The organism is Lacinutrix sp. WUR7 (assembly GCF_016864015.1).
GTDB lineage: Bacteria > Bacteroidota > Bacteroidia > Flavobacteriales > Flavobacteriaceae > Oceanihabitans.
The window spans coordinates 441956-462715 of record NZ_CP045067.1 but is presented as its reverse complement, the minus strand read 5'-3'; the positions used below and the strand labels follow the sequence as shown (position 1 = coordinate 462715).

Sequence of the window (20760 nt, the reverse complement as noted above, 5' to 3'; positions counted from 1 at the left end):
CTATTGTGATGTTTTGCGTTTATAGGAAGGCGCTTTGTGACTCTCTGCGTAATAATAAAATAATAATATCACTTCGCTCCATGAGATTCCTGCCTTCGCAGGAATTTGTTACTCTACGGTGATTTTTACACCTTCACTATGACTACTAAACTCTGGAGCATACATGCTTTGTATGGTTGTAATACCATTACTCATGTATCCCGAATTATTAACACGTAAATCATATTCAAAAACATAAACACCTTTTGGTAGATAGTCGAAAAAGAAATTAGTTGCTGCATCTTTAGTGCTTTCATAATATCCCAAACCATCTTGCCATTTGTATTGTGATAATACATTTATAGGTTCTAAACCTGCGGCACGCATATCTTTCATGTGTACAAACTCCATAGCACGATCGCTTCTTAATTCGATACGAACTCTTACCAAATCGCCAACTTGTAATTTGGTTTCTAAAGTTACTTCAGAAAGCTCTTCACCAAGATCTGTATTCTTTTTTAGGAAGAGTTTTTTCTTCAATTGTAAAGGCGTTTCGGCAGTAGTAATTTTATCTAAATCTTCAAAATATTGCCAGTACAAACTTCCCCAAGCAATCCCTTTTCCTTTTTTGGTGATTTTAACTTCCGCCATTTCCGGTTTGATTTCTGCACCTTTCCAAGACGTTTTAAAATAACCAGTTCCTGCTTCTACTTGTACGTCTTCTAGTTTTTTAGGATCTATTTCCTGATTACCAATAACAATGTCTACCATGTCTGTAACAGATAACCAATCGCTTCCTTGTAGCAATAAAGCATATACGGCTTCTGTAGTTGCTTTGGTAGTTTTCCAACGGTTGGTTTGCTTGTTTTTAAGTAACCATATTTTAAGATTGTCGATGGTTTCGGTGTCGTTTTCAATTTCTGCAAATGCTTCAATTAATAAAGCTTGTGTCTCAATTGGTGCTTGATACCAATACCAAGAATTGGAGTTCTCTTTCCAATACATCCCTAATTCTTCACTAGTAATGCTGTTTTCTTTTAGCGATTTTAGAATTGCTTTTGCAGTTTTTGTATCGTCAAATCTTTCAGCAACTAAAGCCATCATTCCTTTTGCATATAAACTTCTAGATAACCAATATTTCTCTATTTGTGTTTGATAATAATTGGTAATGTTTTGTACTTCTTTACTTTTCTTAATTTCCGGAAAAAAGCTTCGCATGTATAAATAATGCAATTGCGTATAGCTTAAATGGTCTTTGCTTAGTTCTACGTCTTTGTTATATTTTTTAATGTCTTTGTATTCTTGAACAAATGCTGCATCTAAATAATCAATGGCTTTTTGAATCATTGGTTCGAGATCTCTCGACTGCGCTCTAGATGACAGATCAATGACATCGAGTTTGCTTAAGTGTCCAAATCCAGTAATAATATGTTGTGTGATGTAACGATTTTCTCTTCCGCCAGCAAACCAAGACCAAGCACCACTATTCATTTGATTTTGCTCTAGTTTTCGTTTTGCAGTTGCTAACTCGTTATTCATTTTGTTTAAATCGAATAATAACGCAATTCGTTTTTTCTGTTCGGTTTCACTTTGTGCATCGCGTAACCAAGGTGTTTCCTGAATTAATAAAGATTTTAACTCTTGATTTTTTTCCAGATTAGAAAGTAATGCATCTGTGTTTTTCCACTGATTAAAAACGTCTTGAATTCTAGGATTGCTATTTGCAATATGACTAGCCAATGCATTAGCATAATATCTACTGAAAGTTTGCTCATTACAATCGTATGGATATTCCATTAAATACGGAAGTGCTTGCACCGCATACCAAGCAGGATTACTAGTCATTTCTAAAGCTAGATTATGATGCTTCAAAGTGGTAGAATTGCTATTCTTTAACTTGTCTAAAGTAAAGGTTTTGGTTTCGTTACTTTTAATCCACATTGGCAATGTTTCGGTAACCAACATTCTATTGGAAAGTACAGGAAGCACATTTTGTTCGCCATCGCTATATGCACCAGATTGTGCAATAACTTTGTATTGTACCGCTTGCACATCTTCTGGAATGTAAAGTAGCCAAGATACTTGTGTGTTTCCGTTGGCGTCTACCGTAAATTGTCTTGTTCCGTATGCGCCAGAATAATTCCCGGTATAATTCGGACTAGGGATTTCAGCCTCTGTGAATAGTTTTTTGTCAATTCGTTCGCCAGTGGTAGCATCAAAAAGTTGTAAAACAGCTTCGCCCGAAATAGCTTTCTCGGTAAGGTTTGCAATTTTACTACTGATTACAATTTCATCTCCTTCACGTAAAAAACGAGGTGCATTTGGTATCACCATCAACTCTTTTTGTGTAACCGTTTCTAAACTAGTAACAGCGCTTTCAAGGTTTTTGGTATGTGCTAATAATTGCAAATTCCATTTGGTTAATGCTTCCGGAGTGGTAAAACTAAAACTTATGTTTCCGTCTTTATCGGTTTGTAATTGTGGAAAGAAAAAGGCAGTTTCTTGCAGGTTTTTTCTAATAGTTACTCCAGAGAAGTCTATCTTTTCTTTTTTAGTTATTTCAGAAGTAAAATAACCACCACTTTGTTCTGTTCTTTTATTGAAAACCAATGCTTTTTCTGAATTGATTGCGTAAGCTGCATCTTCCATTTCTGCAACTGGAGCTCCAGCAACTCGCTGTTTTTGCGAAGCACTTTGTTTCACCATCATCATATTATTTTCTAGATCCATTAATCTAGTATGCCCTAAGTAAAAACCAAACCAATTCAATTGATCATAATTCTGGGGTTTATAATAAGCAGTATTATTATGTTGATTATATACTCTAAAGCCAATAGCGCCAAAACTATGTCTGCCATTTATTTTATTACGTGTGTAATAATTTTGTTGGGTTATTGGGTTAAAACTCCAAGTGTGTGGTTTAAATTGGTCTAGTGAAGCATCATACATACTTGCAAGTAATTCTGCACTCACTTTTTCTCCTTTTGGTCCTTTAATTTTAAAGCTCCAAGTTTCATCGGTTCCCGGTTGTAATTTATCTCGAAACGTAACGGTCTCTATTTCTAATGCTGTTTTAGCATACGGAACCACAATATTTATACTAGCACCTTGAAAGCTGTTAAAAGCCGAAAAACTATAATGCACAATAAAGCCACCAACATCTTCTTTGTTAACAGGAATGCTAATGGTTTTCTTGTTATTGTTTAAATGAATAGTTTCTTCCTGAATAATTTTATGCTCTTTTTCTACGGAAACCGAAACATATACATCTTGTGCTGCAGAAGCAAAAGTTACTGTAGCAGTTTCACCAGCTTTGTAGGTTTCTTTATCTGTTGTAATATGAAATAACTGATTGTCTGCTATGCTTTCATCTTTATTACTAAATAGGATGGTTTTTATTTCGTCTTTTACTTCTTGACCAAATTTATCTTTGCTTTCTAAAAGGATTACATACGTGCCAGATTTCCATTTTTTAATGTTTCCTAATGCTAATTCTTTCTTTTTGGAAGTATCAAATTTTTCGTCTAGAACCAGTTTGCCTTTTTTCCAAGTGCTATTATCCTGTTCGTCTTTATATGCTTCATGTGGAAACTTAGATTTAAAATCATTTTCAGATAATTCTTGATAATCTGGAGCAGTCCAAGGTCTTGGTCTTAAAACCTGTTGTGGCGCTTCTAATTTATAGATTTTAATACTTCCTTTTGCAGGAGCAAATTCGCCATTTAAATTTTTAGTGTCTATTTTTAAAGTATGAGCTTTGTTGTTTTTATCTAGTTTGTCAGCAACTGAGAGATTCGCTAATAATGCGTGATAACCAACATTTACGTTGGTAGTTGCACTTCGGGTTTCGCCATTAATATCGGTAATATCTGCAGTGACTTCATAATGAAAAATAGGTAGGCTTGTTTTGTCTACGTTTTGGTCTGGTTGGGCTTCGAATGTAATTTCAAATTCTCCTTTATCATTGGTTTTACTTTCGCCATGTGTAATTTCTTGAGGTTCGCTAGTGAAAAATGGTCGATACCAGTAATACCATCTCGGGTATTGTACTTTTCGGTGTATGCGATACACCACTTTAGCATCGGTAATATTACTTCCTGCATAGGCAAGCGCATTTCCTTTTATTGTGATTTGGTCATTTACTTTGTAGGTTTCTGTAACCGGAAGAAACTTAGCTTCAAACTTAGGACGTTTGTATTCTTCGACGGAAATATTAGCGTTTCCGTTAATCTGTACATTTTCAGAAGAAATACTAATATTAAAATTACCTGTTAATCCTGTATTTGGTAAAATGAATTCTCCTTGAATCGAACCAAAAGCATTGGTAACAAAATCTAAGGATTTTACTTCTTGGCCATTTGCATCTGTGAGACGAACATGCAATTTCGCATCTGGAAATACTTCCGAGACATCGTTATTGGTTTTAATCGCAATCCCTTTAAAGAAAACCGTTTGTCCCGGTCTGTAGATACTTCGATCTGTAAACAAGAATGCGTTATATCTTAGTTTGTCTTCGGTGTCATTATAACGATTATTGTACAGGTAATAGTCACCAAAATAGGCTTTTTCGTCCTTGTATGTAACTTCAATTTTTACGCTTCTATATTGGTCGCCATCTTTAGAAATAGTAACTTTTCCTTTGTTATTAGAAACTGCATTTTCGGTTTGTAAAGTACGATCGTTATTCTTTAAATAGGTGATTTTAAGTTTCGCTTGCGGAATTGGTTTTCCGTTGTTTCTATCGATAACTTGAAACGTTGTTTTGTTGTTTAAAGTGTTTTCTACAACAGCCAAATTGGTGATTTGAATCGTTGCAAAGCCAAAAGTGTTGGTGTCGTTATTTGGTCTAGCAAAAATCACATAACGACCATTATCTAATTTAGGTAAAATAACTTCGGTGGTATGGGTTTGGTAGTCCTGTTCGTTACGAAGTGTGCTTTGCCATTTAGTAGTAGGATCTAGTTTATTTATAAGAGCAAGTTGCTCTTCTTGTCTGTAGGTTTTGTTTAGTTTTTCGAATTTGTTTTCTGAAATTTTATAGACTACAAAAGATAAATCCTTCAAGTTTTTATAGCGAATTAAAAACCTAGCATCTTTTTGAATGGATAAGTAAGATTCGGTTATAATCTGAAGCGTTTGCTGAAGTATTTCTTGTTTTAGAACTTCACATTTTTGTGCCCCAATACTTTTTGGAAATTCCTTTACAACAGCATTGCAAAGGGCAAGTGCTTCTTTGTTTTTCCAACGGTTTTCTACTTTCGTTTCTGGCTGATACGCTCTTCCTTGTTCCACGAATAATATAGCAATTTCAAAATCATATAAACCAGAAGCCGCATTTCCTTTTAATCGTTTGCTTTCTGCTTGCAATGCTTTTAAATAAATAGCATCTTTATTAGTAAAAGTAGCATGTTGTTTTACAAATTTTAATCTTTCTAAATTAACATCTGCTAAAGCTTCAGGTGCTTTATCCTTACTATGAAATTGAATAAGATCTTGATATATTTTTAAAGCTTGAAGCTGTAAAGATGTGCTGTCTTTAGAAGTGATTTTTAGTTTAGAAAAAGCCGCTGCTTCACTAATGTATTCTTCTTTATCGATTTCAAATTTATATGCAGGTTTGGTGATGCCATTCTCGTCTGTTTTGTAAAATTGTAATGCATTATGATTTAGTAAATCGAAAAGCGTAGGTCTAAATATTTTAGAATTTTCCTGCTCTTGTAAAAGTGCTTCGTAGTTGTCTAGGTTGGTTTGTTGAAGTAGTAAACCGTTTTCTAAAGAAGCTTGGTAATGTGTGTTAATTTCGGCGAAAAGCGCTTGTAAATCCCAAGTTCTAAAATCGGTAGCATCTACTTTCTCTTCGGTTTTTGTTCGGTTATAAAACTGGTAACGATTTTGCTCGAAATATTGCCAATACAAGTTGGCTAGCATATTCTCTAACAAGTTTTTGGTAGGAGAAACACTTTCCTTAATTTCTGTTTTAAAATCGTTTATAATTTTTAATTGCGCATCTTCTTCCAACGTTAAAGCGTACTTGCTTTTATAGAGAAGTGCTTTTACAATTTGTGGCGAATTTTTAGCAGCTTTTGCTTTCGAGCTAATGGTTTCGACAATTTGTAATGCCGATTTTGTTAATCCTTCTTTCTCCAATTGCGCAATTTCCTTCCAAAGACTTTCGTAATTGTTAGTTTGAGCTTGAGAAAAATTGGCAAAAAGGATAATCATAAATATAGCGATCGTGTTTTTCATGGGTGTATGTCTATTGTTTTCCATGGACAAATGTAGCATCTGTTTAATCCTTGTTCTTGCGTGTCAAGTTTTAATTATAGATGTTACCTATTCCAAGTTTTCAGTAAAACTAACTTCAAAATGTGTTCCAAAAAACACAGAATTAGGGAATACTGCTTTTGGAATAGTGAAGTTAACTTTTTTTTTAGGAAAGCTAGCTTTTTCCAATTAGTTTTTGAAAGGTTATCTTTGCTTGAGCGACTCCAATTATATGCGAATTTTATTTGTCTTTTTACTGTTTCCGTTATTAAGCTTTACGCAACAAAGTTTGGATAAAGCGGAAGCATATTTGCTACAGAAAAAATATGCAAAGGCAGAACAAGTATTAGCTGTTTACGTTTCTGAAAATCCGAAAAACGAAAAAGCAATCGAACTATTTGGTGATGCTTTTGGCTACCAAAAAAAATGGGATGATGCCATTACGCAATATAAAAAACTGGTAGATGTAAAACCATTAGAAGCAAATTACCATTACAAATATGGAGGTGCTTTAGGTATGAAAGCTTTACAGGTGAATAAAATAATGGCTTTAACGTTAATTGGCGATATTAAAGAAGCTTTTTTAACAGCCGCTAAATTAGATGTAAAACATATAGAAACACGTTGGGCTTTGGTAGAATTGTATATGCAGTTACCCGGAATTATTGGAGGAAGCCAAAGTAAATCCATGCAATATGCAAATGAATTAGAAGCATTATCTAAAGTGGATGGTTATTTAGCAAAAGGCTATATTTATGAATATGATGCACAACCAGAACGTGCAGAAAAATATTATAAACAAGCCATTACCGAAGGAGGATCTTTAACCTGTTACGAAAAACTTTCTAGTTTTTACGAAAGCAACAAGGAGCCAGAAAAAGCTATACATACTATTGTGGAGTCGGAAGAAAAACACAAACGCAACGCATTGCATTATCAAATAGGAAAAGTGGCTGCCGAGTATAATGTGCAGTTACAAAAAGGCGAACAGTGTTTACAGAAGTATATTAAAAATTATTCGGCAGAAGATGGTGTTCCTGTTGCTTGGGCGAATTATAGATTAGCACAAATTTATAAGCATAGCCAAAATAAAGAAAAGGCTTTAAAGTATATTGATTTGGCAATTTTGGAGCTGCCAAAGATTAAAGTTTTTAAAGAATTCAAGGAAGGTTTGTAATGCCTAAGTTGCTACGCATAGATTCTCTACGTTTGCCCACACACACACACACACACATACAGAAAGATTATAGTTTCATTTGATATATTCGGCTAATTTGTAAAATTGTTATATAAAAATAGTTTGAATTGGTTACTCCTAAAATTAGATGGTTTTTTGATTTAAGATGTTATCCTTTATCCTACAGTTTTTCCACGAATCTCTGTAAAAACTTAGTTGGACTCTACAAAATAATCCATAAAAAAACATTCGTGTATTCGTGGCAAAAAAAGTATCTTTGGTACTTCTTCAAAACAAGTTTATGAACGTACATTTTATAGCTATTGGCGGATCTGCAATGCACAATCTAGCACTAGCATTACATAACAAAGGATATCAAGTAACAGGAAGCGATGATACTATTTTCGAGCCTTCAAAATCTAGGTTAGCAGCAAAGGGATTACTACCAGAAAACTTTGGTTGGTTTCCAGAAAAAATAACGACAGATTTAGATGCAATTGTTCTTGGTATGCATGCTAAAGAAGACAATCCAGAATTGTTAAAAGCACAGGAATTAGGCTTAAAAATCTATAGCTATCCCGAGTTTTTGTACGAGCAATCGAAACACAAAACCAGAGTTGTTATTGGTGGAAGTCATGGTAAAACAACCATTACTTCTATGATTTTACACGTGATGCATTATCACGATCGTGATGTCGATTATATGGTTGGTGCGCAATTAGAAGGTTTTGATGTGATGGTAAAACTTACCGAAGAAAATGATTTTATTGTTTTAGAAGGTGACGAATATTTAAGTTCACCAATAGATAGAAGACCAAAATTTCATTTATACAAACCAAATATAGCTTTGTTAAGCGGAATAGCTTGGGATCATATTAATGTGTTTCCTACCTATGAAAACTATGTGGAGCAATTCGACATCTTTGTAGATAGTATTGTAAAAGGAGGAAGCATCACCTATAACGAAGAAGATGCGGAAGTAAAACGCGTTGTTGAGGCTAGTCAGAATACCATTAGAAAACTGCCTTACCAAACTCCGGATTATACGGTTGAAAACGGACAAACACTTTTAGAAACTCCGGAAGGACCATTACCAATAGAAGTTTTTGGAAAACATAACCTTAACAATCTTGCAGGAGCAAAGTGGATTTGTCAACACATGGGAATTGATGAGGATGATTTTTACGAGGCCATTGCTACTTTTTCAGGAGCAAGTAAACGATTAGAAAAAATTGCCGAAAGTAAAAACGCTGTAGCTTACAAAGATTTTGCGCATTCCCCATCTAAGGTAGAAGCAACCACGAATGCGGTAAAAGAACAATATGAAAATAGAACCTTGGTTGCATGTTTAGAGTTGCATACCTATTCTAGTTTAAATGCCGAATTTTTAAAAGAATATAAAGGCGCTTTAGACGCAGCAGATGTTGCTGTAGTATTTTACAGTCCGCATGCAGTAGAAATTAAAAAGCTAGAAGAAGTGTCGCATGAACAAATAGCCAATGCTTTTCAGCGAGACGATTTAATTATTTATACCAATCCAGAGGAGTTTAAAGACTTTCTTTTCAAACAAAATATGGAGAACAAAGCTTTGTTATTAATGAGTTCTGGTAATTATGGAGGTTTAGATTTTGATGCTGTGAAAGATTTGATTGGTTAATTTTTATATTAGAAAAAATAACCAATCTAAACCCTTAAAAGGCTTTTAATAGTTTAAATCCTGGGCCAAATATACCACGTGTTTTTACGTTTTTGGAAGATATATATTCTCCATAACCATTAGTTTCTCCATCTATATAAATCCCTTTATAGGAGGTAGTATTGTCGGCGCCATGAAAAATACCATAACCATTAAGTTTTCCATCTGTAAAATTGCCAAATGTTACATTGTTGTTAATCTTTAACGCACCAGGACCATTATATGCACCGTTTTTAAAATAGCCACTATAAGAATCACCATTGTTATAGGCGTATAAACCAAAGCCATCTGTACAGTCATATTGGCAAATTCCGTTCTCTGTGTTTTTCACAGTGGTATTTGCTAATAAAAGATCTTCATGTAAAACGTCCTTACTGTATTTACCAACTCTAGCAAATTTATAGGATTCATCTATTGCAAAACCCAATCCGCTTTTGAACCCATTGATATAGTTTCCTAAAAATAAACTGTTAGTTCTCTCATTACGAAATAAGCCAAATTTATTGATATGGTTATTACTAAATTCTCCTTGCAGTACGTTTCCATTACTATATTCTTTTCTACCTATTCCATTAAGTTTTCCGTTTTCAAATTTGCCTATTAATAAAACTTTATCAGTTTTTAACTTTCCCCATCCATTATTACAATCCCCACTTACACAATATCCTTTTTTTGCGTTTACATTAGGGTCTTTACGCATACTTTCCATAATGGCAAAACCTATATCTTCATCTTGATCTAGAAAATAGGAAATATCAAAATGGCGACTGTCTTCACTTACGCCATTAGTAAACTCTTCATAAGACACAAGGTTTCCAAAGGAGTCCAATTCATTAATAAATACAGAATTTAAATCTTTTCTTTCTTTAGATGTGCGTTTTGTTAAATTACCATCTACATAATAATAGGTTATGTCTAGAGGATCTGACACTCTATTAATTGTTTCTTCAATAATTAAGGTGTCTCCAGATTTTGAATAGGCGTATAGACGCTCTTCTGTTGAGATGCCATTTTCAAGCTGTTCTACTTTAATGACACGATTTTTATAGTCATAAGTAAAATTATGTGTATAACCTAAATAACCAGGTCGTGAGATTAATAAACCTTTATCATTAAAGATATAATGGATGTCGCCTCCTTCTTGGCTTAGTGTAATTAAAAAACCTTTAGGATTTACTGTAAATGTATCACCACTTTTACTACTTATTAGTCTATCTTCTTTATCATAAAAATAGTCGAAATAATCTTTAATAAGATAACCATCTTCATTAAAATGAAGTCTTTTATATTTAGATACAGGCCCTTTTAATCCAAAATGTTTTTTGTGCCATTTAAACCCCACTTGATTCATAGGTGCGTTTACAAAGTCTACATGTTGGGCATTTGCAAATGGAAAAGAAATAAAAAATAATAAGATAATAGCGGTAATATGTTTCATGATAATAGCTTTTCAAGAAATAAAGATAATAATTTATTTTTATCACCTAGCGTAAATTCTTACGCTTCAGTATTTTGCTTATCCAGTACATAATGACTAAAGATTAGATTTTGATGCAGTGAAAAGATTTATGTAATAGGTTTGTCATGGGGAACTAGATACAACATCTAATTTGAAAATTATTCATACTAATAAAATAAAGTAAGTAATTACACGTTAATCTAAAACGAACCAAAACAGTATTTTATAAAGCACAATTACATTTTTAATTTATTAACCAAACCAATTAAATATGAAACGTATTCTTTTTACTGTATGCTTTTTTGCCCTTTTCTTTTCTTGTAATTCTGATGATGATGATAATAATTCATCAGAAGCAGAAGATAATTTTTATGCTTTAACTGTTGGAAATTCATGGGAATATCGATATTACGATTTAGACACCTCTAGTGATAGTTTTGTAGCGAGTACTATTGTTGAGAATGTTTCTATTGTTTCCACAGAAGAAATAGAAGGTGAAACCTATTTTAAGTTTAGATATTTTGTAACAGGTAACGATGTTAATTCCCTTAATTATCCATTAAACGGAGAATCCTTTAGATATTTTAGAGAAGATTCTGAAAGTTTAGTAGATGATAGTAATACCATTATTTTTCTTAGAGAGAATCATGACGAAGTATTAATAGGTAACTTGAGTGGTCCTATTCTTCAGTATTTACGATTAGCAGAAGATACGCATGTTCTAACTACAAACGCTGGAACATTTGAGACCTTAGATATGGAATTATATGCAAGAGACGGAGATGGTAATCCATATCCTGGTATTTCTCATTATTACTATGCAGAGGGTATCGGGTTGGTTTTAAATACTACGACTTTTATCTCTACGGAACAACATTTTCTAGAAAGACGGTTAGAGTCATATAGTATTGTTAACTAAAAACACGATCTAAAAAAGACTTAATAGATTGCTGACTAGCGCGAATCAATTCCGCTTTAGCGTTAGCAGTATCTTTAGCCTTTTTGTCTTGTGAGAGTTTAAATTTACCTTCCCAAGAATCGATAGTAATTTCAAACATTTTAATATAATCTAAAGCACCTTCCATTCTTGGGTTATCTGCTTCCAGCACATACTTATGTTCTGGCGTTTCCATAAATTCGGTCATTTTAACTAAAGATTCTATTAAAGCATCTTTATTGTCAATGGCTTTTACGGTTCCTTTTAGGTGCACTTTTATGTAATTCCAAGTAGGCAATTGCGTGGAGGTATACACCGAAGGAGATATATAACATTGCGGTCCAGAAAATAGTATGGTAAGTTCTTTATTGCCTTGCATTAATTTGGTTTGCGGATTATATATATCAATATGACCAATCAGTTTACCATCCGACTCTCTATAAATTAAAGGCAAGTGTGTAATGTATGGTTGGTTTTCTTCCACAGAAATTACAGTCGCAAGCGGATAGGTTTTAATAACCTCCAACATATGAAGGGTATCAGGATCTTGATGGTGTTTTGGTGGATATTTCAAGAGTGTGGAAATTAAGGATTAGAAATCGGTATCTTTTGTTTATCGAAAATATTCTCTATATTTATTCTCTATAAAAATAGTAATTAACAAGCAATATGTCTAGTAAACCAGAATCCTTTTCTATAAAAAACTGGAGTCAAGACGATCAGCCACGTGAAAAACTTCGCGATAAAGGCAAAGCAGTTTTAAGCGATGCAGAATTGGTAGCTATTTTAATAGGATCAGGAAACCGACAAGAAAGTGCTGTAGCTCTTTGTAAACGTATTTTGGCAAGTGTAGATAATAATTTAAGTGCACTGGGGAAACTCTCAATAAAACAACTTATGGCGTTTAAAGGAATAGGAGAAGCCAAAGCAATAAGTATCACTGCGGCTTTAGAATTAGGAAGAAGACGTAGAGGAGGAGAGGCTTTAGAGAAAAATAAAATCACATCTAGTGTTTCGGTTTTCGAGTTTATGCAACCTATAATTGGCGAATTACCTCATGAAGAATTTTGGATCGTTTATTTAAATAACTCCAATAAAGTGATTCAGAAAAACCAATTAAGTAAAGGGGGTATAACAGGTACTTTAGTCGATGTGCGCTTAGCATTAAAAACAGCTTTAGAAGTTGGAGCAACAGGAATTATCTTGGCACATAATCATCCTTCAGGAACTTTAAAACCTAGCGAAGCCGATAAACAACTCACCAAGAAACTAAAAATAGCTGCAGAAAGTTTAGATATTAAAGTGCTAGACCATCTTATTATAACCGAAAAAGCATACTTTAGCTTTGCTGATGAATCCCTATTGTGAACGTTCTAAAAAACTAAAATCCAAAAAATTTAGATTTTAAAAATGGAAATTGATTATTTTTGGCTGAAGACGGCAAACTGAATACCGCGACTAAAAACATGCTATTAGTATATACACATAAAATTACACCAAGAATAAAGTATGTTTTTAAGCATATTTGTACCCGAATTTTAGGACTTCCTGTAACCTTTACAACTACTATTGAAGATTTTATTGCACATGATAGTTTAAAAATATCCTATACCAAACAACCATTAAGTCACGAGGTATTTATACGCAGTAATGAGTTGTTGTTTGAGCAAGGTTTAAATGATGTGGATATTCATGTGCAAGATTGGGGAAACACAAAAGGCTTTTTTCCTGCAGGAGAAATAAGCGTTTTGCCTTATGATGTTTTTGCGGCATCCTTTTATCTGCTTTCTAGATATGAAGAATATTTACCACATGTAAAAGATGAATATGGTCGCTTTACAGCAGAAGAAAGTATCGCCTTTAAAAATAATTTTTTACAGCAACCCATTGTAGATATTTGGGCCTACAAGTTTAAGGATGCATTACAAGAAAACTATCCAGATTATTCATTTACAACAAAACAATATCAAGTAAAGCCAATAATAGATGTTCCTGAAGCATATAGTTTTAAGCAAAAAGGTTTAATGCGAAGTTTTGGCGGAACAATTAATGATTTAGTGACCTTTAAGTTTAAAAGACTGTATACTCGATTTTCGGTTTTATTTGGATTACAAAGAGATCCATTTGATACATTTAAGTACCTTTTAAACAAACAGAAACAATCTGATTTTAAATTTATTTTTTTCTTTTTAATTGGAGATTATTCTACATACGATAAAAATATAAATGTAAACAAAGCACAATTTGTGTCGTTAATAAAGCAAGTTGCAGATTATAGTATTGTAGGATTAAAGGCATCCTATTTTGCAGTATCTAATTTTCAAACCTTAAAAAAGGAAAAGGAAAAAATGGAAGCGATAATTAATACTTCGTTATTAGCTTCTCGAAATTCGTTTTCTAAACTAAACCTTCCGGAATCGTATAGAAATTTAGTAGAGTTAGAAGTACCAAATGATTATACCATGGGCTTTGTAAATCATATAGGTTTTAGAGCAGGAACATGTACGCCTTTTTTCTTTTACGATTTAGATTATGAAGTGCAAACCCCCTTAAAAATACATTCGTATACGCTTTTAGATTATGCGTTGCTTAAAACCAATTCGCTTTTAGATAAAAAGAAGGTTTTAAATGAAATTATGAGAGAAGTAAAGAAAGTGAATGGGCATTTTATTCCTGTTTTTCATAATTATACGTTTAGTGATATAGAAAGATGGAAAGGCTTCAAAGAACTTTTTAATATTATTATAGAATCGCCAAATGATGTATAAAAACATAACAGATATTTTTTTTGATTTAGATCACACACTTTGGGATTTTGATAAAAACTCGGGTTTAACTTTCGAGAAAATCTTCAAAATAAATAAAGTAGATATAGATGTTTCTGAATTCTTAAAACATTATGAACCAATAAATTTAAACTACTGGAAACTCTATAGAGAAGAAAAGATTGATAAAGAATCTTTGCGCTTTGCTAGGCTTAATGATACTTTTCAAGCGGTAAATATTTCCGTAGAAAAAGAATTAATTCTTCAGTTATCTGAAGATTATATTACACACCTTTCTAGTTTTAACCATTTATTTGAAGGTACTATTGACCTTCTAGAATATTTAGAACCAAAATATAATCTGCATATTATCACAAATGGTTTTCATCAAGTGCAAAATGAAAAATTAAAAAATGCAAACATTAGTAATTACTTTAAAACGGTTACTAATAGTGAAATGGTTGGTGTAAAAAAACCAAATCCTATAATTTTTAATCATGCATTAGATTTGGCAAAAACTACTAAACCTCAAAGTATCATGATTGGCGATAATTATGAAGCAGATATTATTGGCGCTTTAAACTTTGGTATCGATGCTATTTGTTTTAACTATCATGATTTTCCGTTAGATGCTAATATTAAGAAAGTAGATAGCCTATTAGAATTGAAAAACTATTTTTAAAATTACAGTGTCTTAAAGCCGATTCTTAGTTTACCAAACGAAGAGAATTTTACAACTTGGCAAACTGTATATTTGTAACGAAATTAAAATTTTATATTTAAATATAATGAAGACTAAAATCATCCTATTATTAAGCATAATAATGTTTAGTAGTAATTTCACAAATGCACAAACAAATATTAATAATTACAAATATGTAATTGTACCAAATACTTTTGACTTTTTAGATAAAGCAGATGAATATAGATTAAATACGTTAACAAAATTACTTCTAGAAAAGTATGGTTTTATCACCATAATGGAAGATGCTACATTGCCAGACGAAGTCATTTTAAACCCTTGTTTAGCTTTAAAAGCGAATGTGCTAAATTCATCTGGACTTTTTTATTCTAAATTAAGAGTGCAACTAGAAGATTGTAAAAATAGTATCGTTTTTACTACTGCTGTTGGTGAATCTAAAGATAAAAATTATCAAGTAGCTTATACTTTAGCATTAAGACAAGCTTTTAAATCTTTTGACAGCTTTACCTATAAATACAAAGAGAGTCCATCTATTTTGGCCTTTGGAAAAACACCAGAAAAAGAAAGTAAAGCGGAGATTGAAAAACTAAAAGAAGAAATTAAAACCTTAAAAGAGGAAAAAGTTGCAGAAGTAGAAGTCGCTCAAGTAATAGAAGAAAAAGAAATAGTTACTGCAAACCAAGTTAAAAAGGAGTTAGAAATAAAGGAAGTGGTTCAAGAAGAAGTGGTTCAAAAGGTTGCCGTAAAAGAACCCGTTATTGTGAAAACAGAAACAAATAGTTTACATATTTTATATGCACAAAAAGTAGTGAATGGTTTTCAGTTAGTAGATAATACTCCTAAAGTAGTATACAAAATTAAAGAAACAGGAATGTCTAATGTTTTTATTGTAGAAGGTAAAAATGCTATTATCTATAAATTAGATGCGACTTGGATTTTAGAATATTACGAAAACGAAAAGCTTCAAACTAAAATATTAAATATTAAGTTTTAGTTTCCGCTACAGCGAATAACTAATAACCATATTTATCTTTCCATCGCTGTTTTAAAAACTCACGATGTGCATTTTCTCGAGCATTATTGCTAGGATCGTATAATTTCGTGTTTTTAATTTCGTCTGGTAAGAATTCTTGTTTTGCAAAATTATTTTCGTAGTTATGTGCATATTTATAATTGTCACCATACCCTAATTCTTGCATTAATTTGGTTGGTGCATTTCTTATTTCTATTGGCACAGACAAATCGCCAGTTTCTCTCACTAGTTGTTGCGCTTTACCAATTGCTTGATATGCAGCATTACTTTTTGGAGAACAGGCTAAATACGTAGCACATTGGCTTAATATAATTCGAGATTCTGGATAGCCAATAGTAGAAACTGCTTGAAAGGTGTTGTTAGCAATAACTAATGCTGTTGGATTGGCATTACCAATATCTTCACTAGCCGCAATTAATAAACGCCTAGCTATAAATTTCACATCTTCACCACCTTCAATCATTCTAGCTAACCAGTAAACCGCTCCATTAGGATCGCTGCCACGAATAGATTTAATAAATGCAGAAATTATATCATAATGCTGTTCTCCTGTTTTATCATAACGTACCGTGTTGTTTTGTACTTTTTCTAAAACACTATCATTAGTAATAACCACTTTGTCACCTTCTTCTGCATTGACTAACAACTCAAAAATATTTAATAACTTTCTTGCGTCACCACCAGATAGCTTCAATAAAGCATCTGTTTCTTTAAGGGTTATGTTTTTTTGAGATATGTACGTGTCTTTTTCTATTGCGCGCTTTAAAAGTGCTTCTAAATCGTTTTTATCAAAAGCTTTTAAAATATATACTTGACAACGGGACAAAAGCGCAGAAATAACTTCAAAGCTTGGGTTTTCTGTAGTAGCGCCAATTAAAGTTACCCATCCTTTTTCTACGGCTTGTAATAAAGAATCTTGTTGCGATTTACTAAATCTATGAATTTCGTCAATAAATAAAATAGGGTTTTTTGTAGTAAATAAACCACCGCTTTTTTTTGCTTTTTCAATGACTTCTCGAACATCTTTAACACCAGAATTTATAGCACTTAAAGTATAAAAAGGTCTGCCAGATTCATTAGCAATAATATTGGCTAAGGTTGTTTTTCCAATTCCTGGTGGTCCCCATAAAATCATCGAGGGAATTAAACCTAGCTTAATCTGTTTGGTTAATGAGCCATTTTCACCAATCAAGTGTGTTTGGCTAATATAATCTTCTAAAGATTTTGGTCTTAAACGTTCTGCTAGCGGTTCATTCATAAATGTAAAATTACAAATTCCTACGTAGGCAGGAATCTTCTTCGTCACTTTTTATTATAAATTTAATAGAAAATCTTGTGCTGACAATTTATCACGCTACATTATATTGGACAGTAAATTGCTATCTTTAAAATATGCAAGAACAGTTTAAATTTACAACAGGAGTTTTAGGGTATCCAATAGCATTTGTGTTAGTACTTTGGATTGTTTTTTGGTTTGAAATACGTTTCCATGTAAATTTAAATAGCCATGGTATCTATCCTAAAAGGCTTTCGGGATTGCAAGGTGTATTTTTTAGTCCGTTTATACATTCTGGAATAAAACATTTGTATTCTAATAGCATTCCCTTATTTGTGCTTTCTACGGCTTTATTTTATTTCTATAGGCAAATTGCTTGGAAAGTGTTGTGCTACGGAATCTTACTTTCGGGGTTTTTAACTTGGTGTATTGGTAGACCCTCTTACCATATAGGAGCTAGCGGACTTATTTACGTGCTGGTAAGTTTTACTTTTTTTAAAGGAATTTTGGCGAAACACTTTAGACTAATAGCCCTTTCATTATTAGTTATATTTCTCTATGGAAGTATGGTTTGGTATACGATGCCAATTGAAGAAGGTATTTCTTGGGAAGGACATTTTTCTGGTTTATTAACGGGATTATTATTCGCATTTCTATTTAGAAGAGAAATTGCGAAACCTAAAAAATATGTTTGGGAACATAAAGATTTCAATGAAGAAGATGACCCATTTTTAAGACATTTTGATGCAAACGGAAACTTTGTAGAATTGGTAGAACCTGAACCTGAATTACTTCAAGAAATGGAAACCACAACTCAAAAGGAGGGAGGTCCTACAATTCACTATACTTTTAAAGAAAATAAAGATTAGCCTATGCTATTTTGTTTGCATAATCTTAAGACTAACTCAAAGAAGAATTATTATGGTTTTTAGATTTCCACTTTTACAGGTATTCAAAACTGCTTATTGAGACTGTAAACTTATCTTCGTTGTCTAATCGCTTCGTATAAAAAAGCACCGCAGGCAACAGAAACATTTAAAGATTCTATTTCACCTAGTAATGGCAATTTTGCTTTAGCATCTACAAGTTTTAAAACCGAAGGATTTATTCCTCGACCTTCACTTCCCATTATTATAGCACAAGGCTCTTTAAAGGAAACATCATAAAGTGTATTCTCTGTTTTTTCTGTAGCAGCAATTACTTTTATACCGGAAACTTGTAAAAGAAACATGGCATCTTTGATATGATCTACTTTACAAATAGGAATTTTAAAAACGGCTCCAGCACTTGTTTTTATAGTATCTCCATTAACGGGAGCACTTCCACTTTTCTGAATGATTATACCATCTACTCCTGTACATTCTGCAGTTCTAATAATAGCACCAAAATTTCGTACATCACTTAATTGGTCTAAGAGTAAAAATAGTGGCGTTTTACCAGATTCTATAACATTTAGTACAAGATCTTCTAGGTCATAAAATGCAATAGGAGAAATTTGCGCAACAACACCTTGATGGTTGTTTTTTGTGAGTCTATTTAGTTTTTCTACGGGAACATAGGAGTTATTAATTCCTTCTTTCCTTAATAGCGCTTCTAGTTCATGAGATAATTCTCCTTGAAGCCCTTTTTGAATAAAAACTTTATCAATAGCCTTTTTAGCATTTATTGCTTCGATAACTGCTCTGATACCAAATATTTGTGTACTGTTTTCCATTAATGCAAAGGTATAAAAAAACCATCCTTAATAAGGATGGTTTTAGAAATAATAAACAAATTATTGCTTTATGATTTTTTTACTAATTATGTTATGTTCACCATAAATTTTCGCAATATAGATACCAGTAACTAGATTGGATAAATCTATTTCTTTTACATTTTCTTTGGAAAGCACTAACTTCCCTAACATATTAAATAAATCTATTTTTTCAATTGTCTTTGTTGTTTTAATATTCAGTATACCATTAGTTGGGTTTGGATATATATGTATTTCTTCAAAAGTGATTTCAGAAATACTTAATATAGAACAACCACTTAAATCGGGGTTTAATTCAATAGGGTTGCCAGGTGTTAAATCTCTTCCAATAAAAGCAGGGTAATCTAAAGCGAATTTTTTTGCTCTAAATGTAAAATTTGCGGAAGGTGTATCTCCTTGTGATAGTATACCATTATTAGTATCTGGATTTCTATATTCCCAAACTATATTTTTAGATTGGTCTATTTCAAAAAAATAACCGGAATCACCATCGCAAATAAGAGTATTTCCATTTGGAAGACGTTGTCCGTTTGAAAGGATAGATGAGAAGAAATTTTGAGGATCAACAGGATCTACATAAGTCCAATCATATGCTGATGGTCCATAACCATTAACCGCATCATATTCATAAACACCAGGGGAGCTAACCGTAGGAGTGAAAATATCAACCGATGAATATCTTAAGGAATTACCATTATTAAATACCATAATTTTACCAGCATCATTGAGTCCATCTGGAATCCAATGTGGGTGGTGTTGACTAAATAGCCTTTGGTCTGTTTCATTACCATTATCATAGGATTTAGGGTTTCCCCAACGAAAAAGAAAATCCCCACCTTTTCCATAATTTCCACCAGAACTAGATGCAGCTTGAGTGGTGGTTGTAGAATGATCAATAATGTACAACTCACTTAAAAGGCGTGAGCTTAAAATAATTTGATCTAAGTTTTCGTTGTATTGTAAAGAGTTCAAGTGAAGCCAATTTGCATGACCAATTTCATTATTTAGAAAATTAAAATCTAAAAGTTCTGGATGGTCATTAATTACACCAAAATTAGCTTTTGTATTATCAAAATCTTGAATTATGTGATCTTTTATATTCCATTCCCAAACAATATTTGCTGTATTGGTACCAAGAATAGGTTCTAATTCTATAATTTGTTCATTAAATATTTTACCATCTAATATTAAGGAAGGATCTCTTCCTGCTGCTATTGCTTGCGCTTGTGTCATGGTTGAAACGGCTAACATTAAAACGTTTCCGTTTGGTAATGGGTAAATATCGTGATGTTGACTTACTAGATTAGATGAGTAACTATAATCCCATAAAAGGTTATTGTCCCAGTCAAATAACTCTATTTTACCTCCAACACCACCAAAAGTAATATTTGGATTATCAATTTGTCCTGTTCGTAGTAAATTTCCGTTTTCTAAAAGATATACGGATGAGCCAGGTGTAAAAGTACTTGTCCAATGATGTACTATTTCGCCACAATTATTGATAAGATATGACTTGGTAGAATTATTAGGACTAAAAAGTGTATAGCCATTATAAGATCCTGGCTCATTAGTTAGAGTACCAATAGTATTTTGACTAAAAGTAACTATACTATTAAAAACTAAAAGTACTAAAAATAATTTTTTTTTCATTGCATTTTAATTTTAAAAAAAAAATGCCACCTATAAATTAGGTGGCATTTAGATATGTTAATCGTAAG

General features: G+C 32.5%; 14 protein-coding genes. 8 read left to right on the top strand and 6 right to left on the bottom strand.

Features of this window, described 5'->3' with window-relative positions; genetic code table 11:
- Window positions 1–108: 108 nt before the first annotated feature.
- Window positions 109–6225, bottom strand: coding sequence for an alpha-2-macroglobulin (locus tag FG167_RS02045; RefSeq protein WP_203459808.1), 6117 nt, complete (start codon window positions 6223–6225; stop codon window positions 109–111).
- Between the two features lie 250 nt (window positions 6226–6475).
- Between FG167_RS02045 and FG167_RS02040 the strand changes: the two genes are divergently transcribed.
- Together FG167_RS02040 and murC are read left to right on the top strand one after the other, a co-directional pair.
- A complete protein-coding gene (locus FG167_RS02040) occupies window positions 6476–7420 on the top strand; it encodes a lipopolysaccharide assembly protein LapB (RefSeq protein WP_203459807.1) in 945 nt (314 codons plus the stop codon).
- Between the two features lie 301 nt (window positions 7421–7721).
- Window positions 7722–9077, top strand: coding sequence for a UDP-N-acetylmuramate--L-alanine ligase (murC, locus tag FG167_RS02035; RefSeq protein WP_203461028.1), 1356 nt, complete (start codon window positions 7722–7724; stop codon window positions 9075–9077).
- Window positions 9078–9111: 34 nt separating this feature from the next.
- Here the strand turns inward: murC and FG167_RS02030 are convergent, their stop codons facing one another.
- Complete coding sequence (locus tag FG167_RS02030) at window positions 9112–10554, bottom strand: hypothetical protein (protein WP_203459806.1); 1443 nt, start codon at window positions 10552–10554, stop codon at window positions 9112–9114.
- 292 nt (window positions 10555–10846) lie between these two features.
- Between FG167_RS02030 and FG167_RS02025 the strand changes: the two genes are divergently transcribed.
- Window positions 10847–11494 carry a hypothetical protein gene (locus FG167_RS02025; protein WP_203459805.1) on the top strand — a complete coding sequence of 216 codons (648 nt, stop codon included), beginning with the start codon at window positions 10847–10849 and terminating at the stop codon, window positions 11492–11494.
- Here FG167_RS02025 and FG167_RS02020 read toward each other — a convergent pair.
- Window positions 11487–12086 carry an FMN-binding negative transcriptional regulator gene (locus FG167_RS02020; protein WP_203459804.1) on the bottom strand — a complete coding sequence of 200 codons (600 nt, stop codon included), beginning with the start codon at window positions 12084–12086 and terminating at the stop codon, window positions 11487–11489. The genes FG167_RS02025 and FG167_RS02020 overlap by 8 nt on opposite strands.
- Before the next feature lie 95 nt (window positions 12087–12181).
- Between FG167_RS02020 and radC the strand changes: the two genes are divergently transcribed.
- The 4 genes from radC (at window position 12182) to FG167_RS02000 (ending at window position 15974) form a co-directional block, all read left to right on the top strand.
- Window positions 12182–12880: a DNA repair protein RadC gene (radC, locus tag FG167_RS02015; RefSeq protein ID WP_055442894.1), complete on the top strand. Its 699-nt coding sequence runs from the start codon at window positions 12182–12184 to the stop codon at window positions 12878–12880.
- 98 nt (window positions 12881–12978) lie between these two features.
- Entirely contained in the window at window positions 12979–14280 is a 1302-nt protein-coding gene (locus tag FG167_RS02010; RefSeq protein ID WP_203459803.1) for a polysaccharide deacetylase family protein, read from the top strand.
- Complete coding sequence (locus FG167_RS02005) at window positions 14270–14959, top strand: YjjG family noncanonical pyrimidine nucleotidase (RefSeq protein ID WP_203459802.1); 690 nt, start codon at window positions 14270–14272, stop codon at window positions 14957–14959. The genes FG167_RS02010 and FG167_RS02005 overlap by 11 nt, the downstream gene beginning before the upstream one ends.
- A 106-nt stretch (window positions 14960–15065) precedes the next feature.
- Window positions 15066–15974 carry a hypothetical protein gene (locus tag FG167_RS02000; protein WP_203459801.1) on the top strand — a complete coding sequence of 303 codons (909 nt, stop codon included), beginning with the start codon at window positions 15066–15068 and terminating at the stop codon, window positions 15972–15974.
- A gap of 19 nt (window positions 15975–15993) precedes the next feature.
- Here the strand turns inward: FG167_RS02000 and FG167_RS01995 are convergent, their stop codons facing one another.
- On the bottom strand, window positions 15994–17271 hold the full coding sequence (locus FG167_RS01995) for a replication-associated recombination protein A (RefSeq protein ID WP_203459800.1): 1278 nt from the start codon (window positions 17269–17271) through the stop codon (window positions 15994–15996).
- Window positions 17272–17405: 134 nt separating this feature from the next.
- Here FG167_RS01995 and FG167_RS01990 point away from each other — a divergent pair, with 134 nt between their 5' ends.
- Entirely contained in the window at window positions 17406–18158 is a 753-nt protein-coding gene (locus tag FG167_RS01990; RefSeq protein WP_203459799.1) for a rhomboid family intramembrane serine protease, read from the top strand.
- Between the two features lie 110 nt (window positions 18159–18268).
- On the opposite strand, the gene rlmB is transcribed toward FG167_RS01990, so the two are convergent.
- Window positions 18269–19003 carry a 23S rRNA (guanosine(2251)-2'-O)-methyltransferase RlmB gene (rlmB, locus tag FG167_RS01985; protein WP_203459798.1) on the bottom strand — a complete coding sequence of 245 codons (735 nt, stop codon included), beginning with the start codon at window positions 19001–19003 and terminating at the stop codon, window positions 18269–18271.
- A gap of 60 nt (window positions 19004–19063) precedes the next feature.
- Window positions 19064–20692 (bottom strand): aryl-sulfate sulfotransferase, encoded by a 1629-nt coding sequence (locus FG167_RS01980; RefSeq protein WP_203459797.1) that lies wholly within the window; start codon window positions 20690–20692, stop codon window positions 19064–19066.
- Window positions 20693–20760: the final 68 nt, after the last annotated feature.

Bases quoted from the DNA above. Each gene is read 5' to 3' on its own strand.
- FG167_RS01995 (WP_203459800.1), bottom strand. From the start codon at position 17,271: ATGAATGAACCGCTAGCAGAACGTTTAAGACCAAAATCTTTAGAAGAT.
- FG167_RS02045 (WP_203459808.1), bottom strand. From the start codon at position 6,225: ATGAAAAACACGATCGCTATATTTATGATTATCCTTTTTGCCAATTTT.
- FG167_RS02010 (WP_203459803.1), top strand. From the start codon at position 12,979: ATGCTATTAGTATATACACATAAAATTACACCAAGAATAAAGTATGTT.
- FG167_RS02025 (WP_203459805.1), top strand. From the start codon at position 10,847: ATGAAACGTATTCTTTTTACTGTATGCTTTTTTGCCCTTTTCTTTTCT.
- FG167_RS01990 (WP_203459799.1), top strand. From the start codon at position 17,406: ATGCAAGAACAGTTTAAATTTACAACAGGAGTTTTAGGGTATCCAATA.
- FG167_RS02005 (WP_203459802.1), top strand. From the start codon at position 14,270: ATGATGTATAAAAACATAACAGATATTTTTTTTGATTTAGATCACACA.
- radC (WP_055442894.1), top strand. From the start codon at position 12,182: ATGTCTAGTAAACCAGAATCCTTTTCTATAAAAAACTGGAGTCAAGAC.
- murC (WP_203461028.1), top strand. From the start codon at position 7,722: ATGAACGTACATTTTATAGCTATTGGCGGATCTGCAATGCACAATCTA.
- FG167_RS01980 (WP_203459797.1), bottom strand. From the start codon at position 20,692: ATGAAAAAAAAATTATTTTTAGTACTTTTAGTTTTTAATAGTATAGTT.
- FG167_RS02040 (WP_203459807.1), top strand. From the start codon at position 6,476: ATGCGAATTTTATTTGTCTTTTTACTGTTTCCGTTATTAAGCTTTACG.
- FG167_RS02030 (WP_203459806.1), bottom strand. From the start codon at position 10,554: ATGAAACATATTACCGCTATTATCTTATTATTTTTTATTTCTTTTCCA.
- rlmB (WP_203459798.1), bottom strand. From the start codon at position 19,003: ATGGAAAACAGTACACAAATATTTGGTATCAGAGCAGTTATCGAAGCA.
- FG167_RS02000 (WP_203459801.1), top strand. From the start codon at position 15,066: ATGAAGACTAAAATCATCCTATTATTAAGCATAATAATGTTTAGTAGT.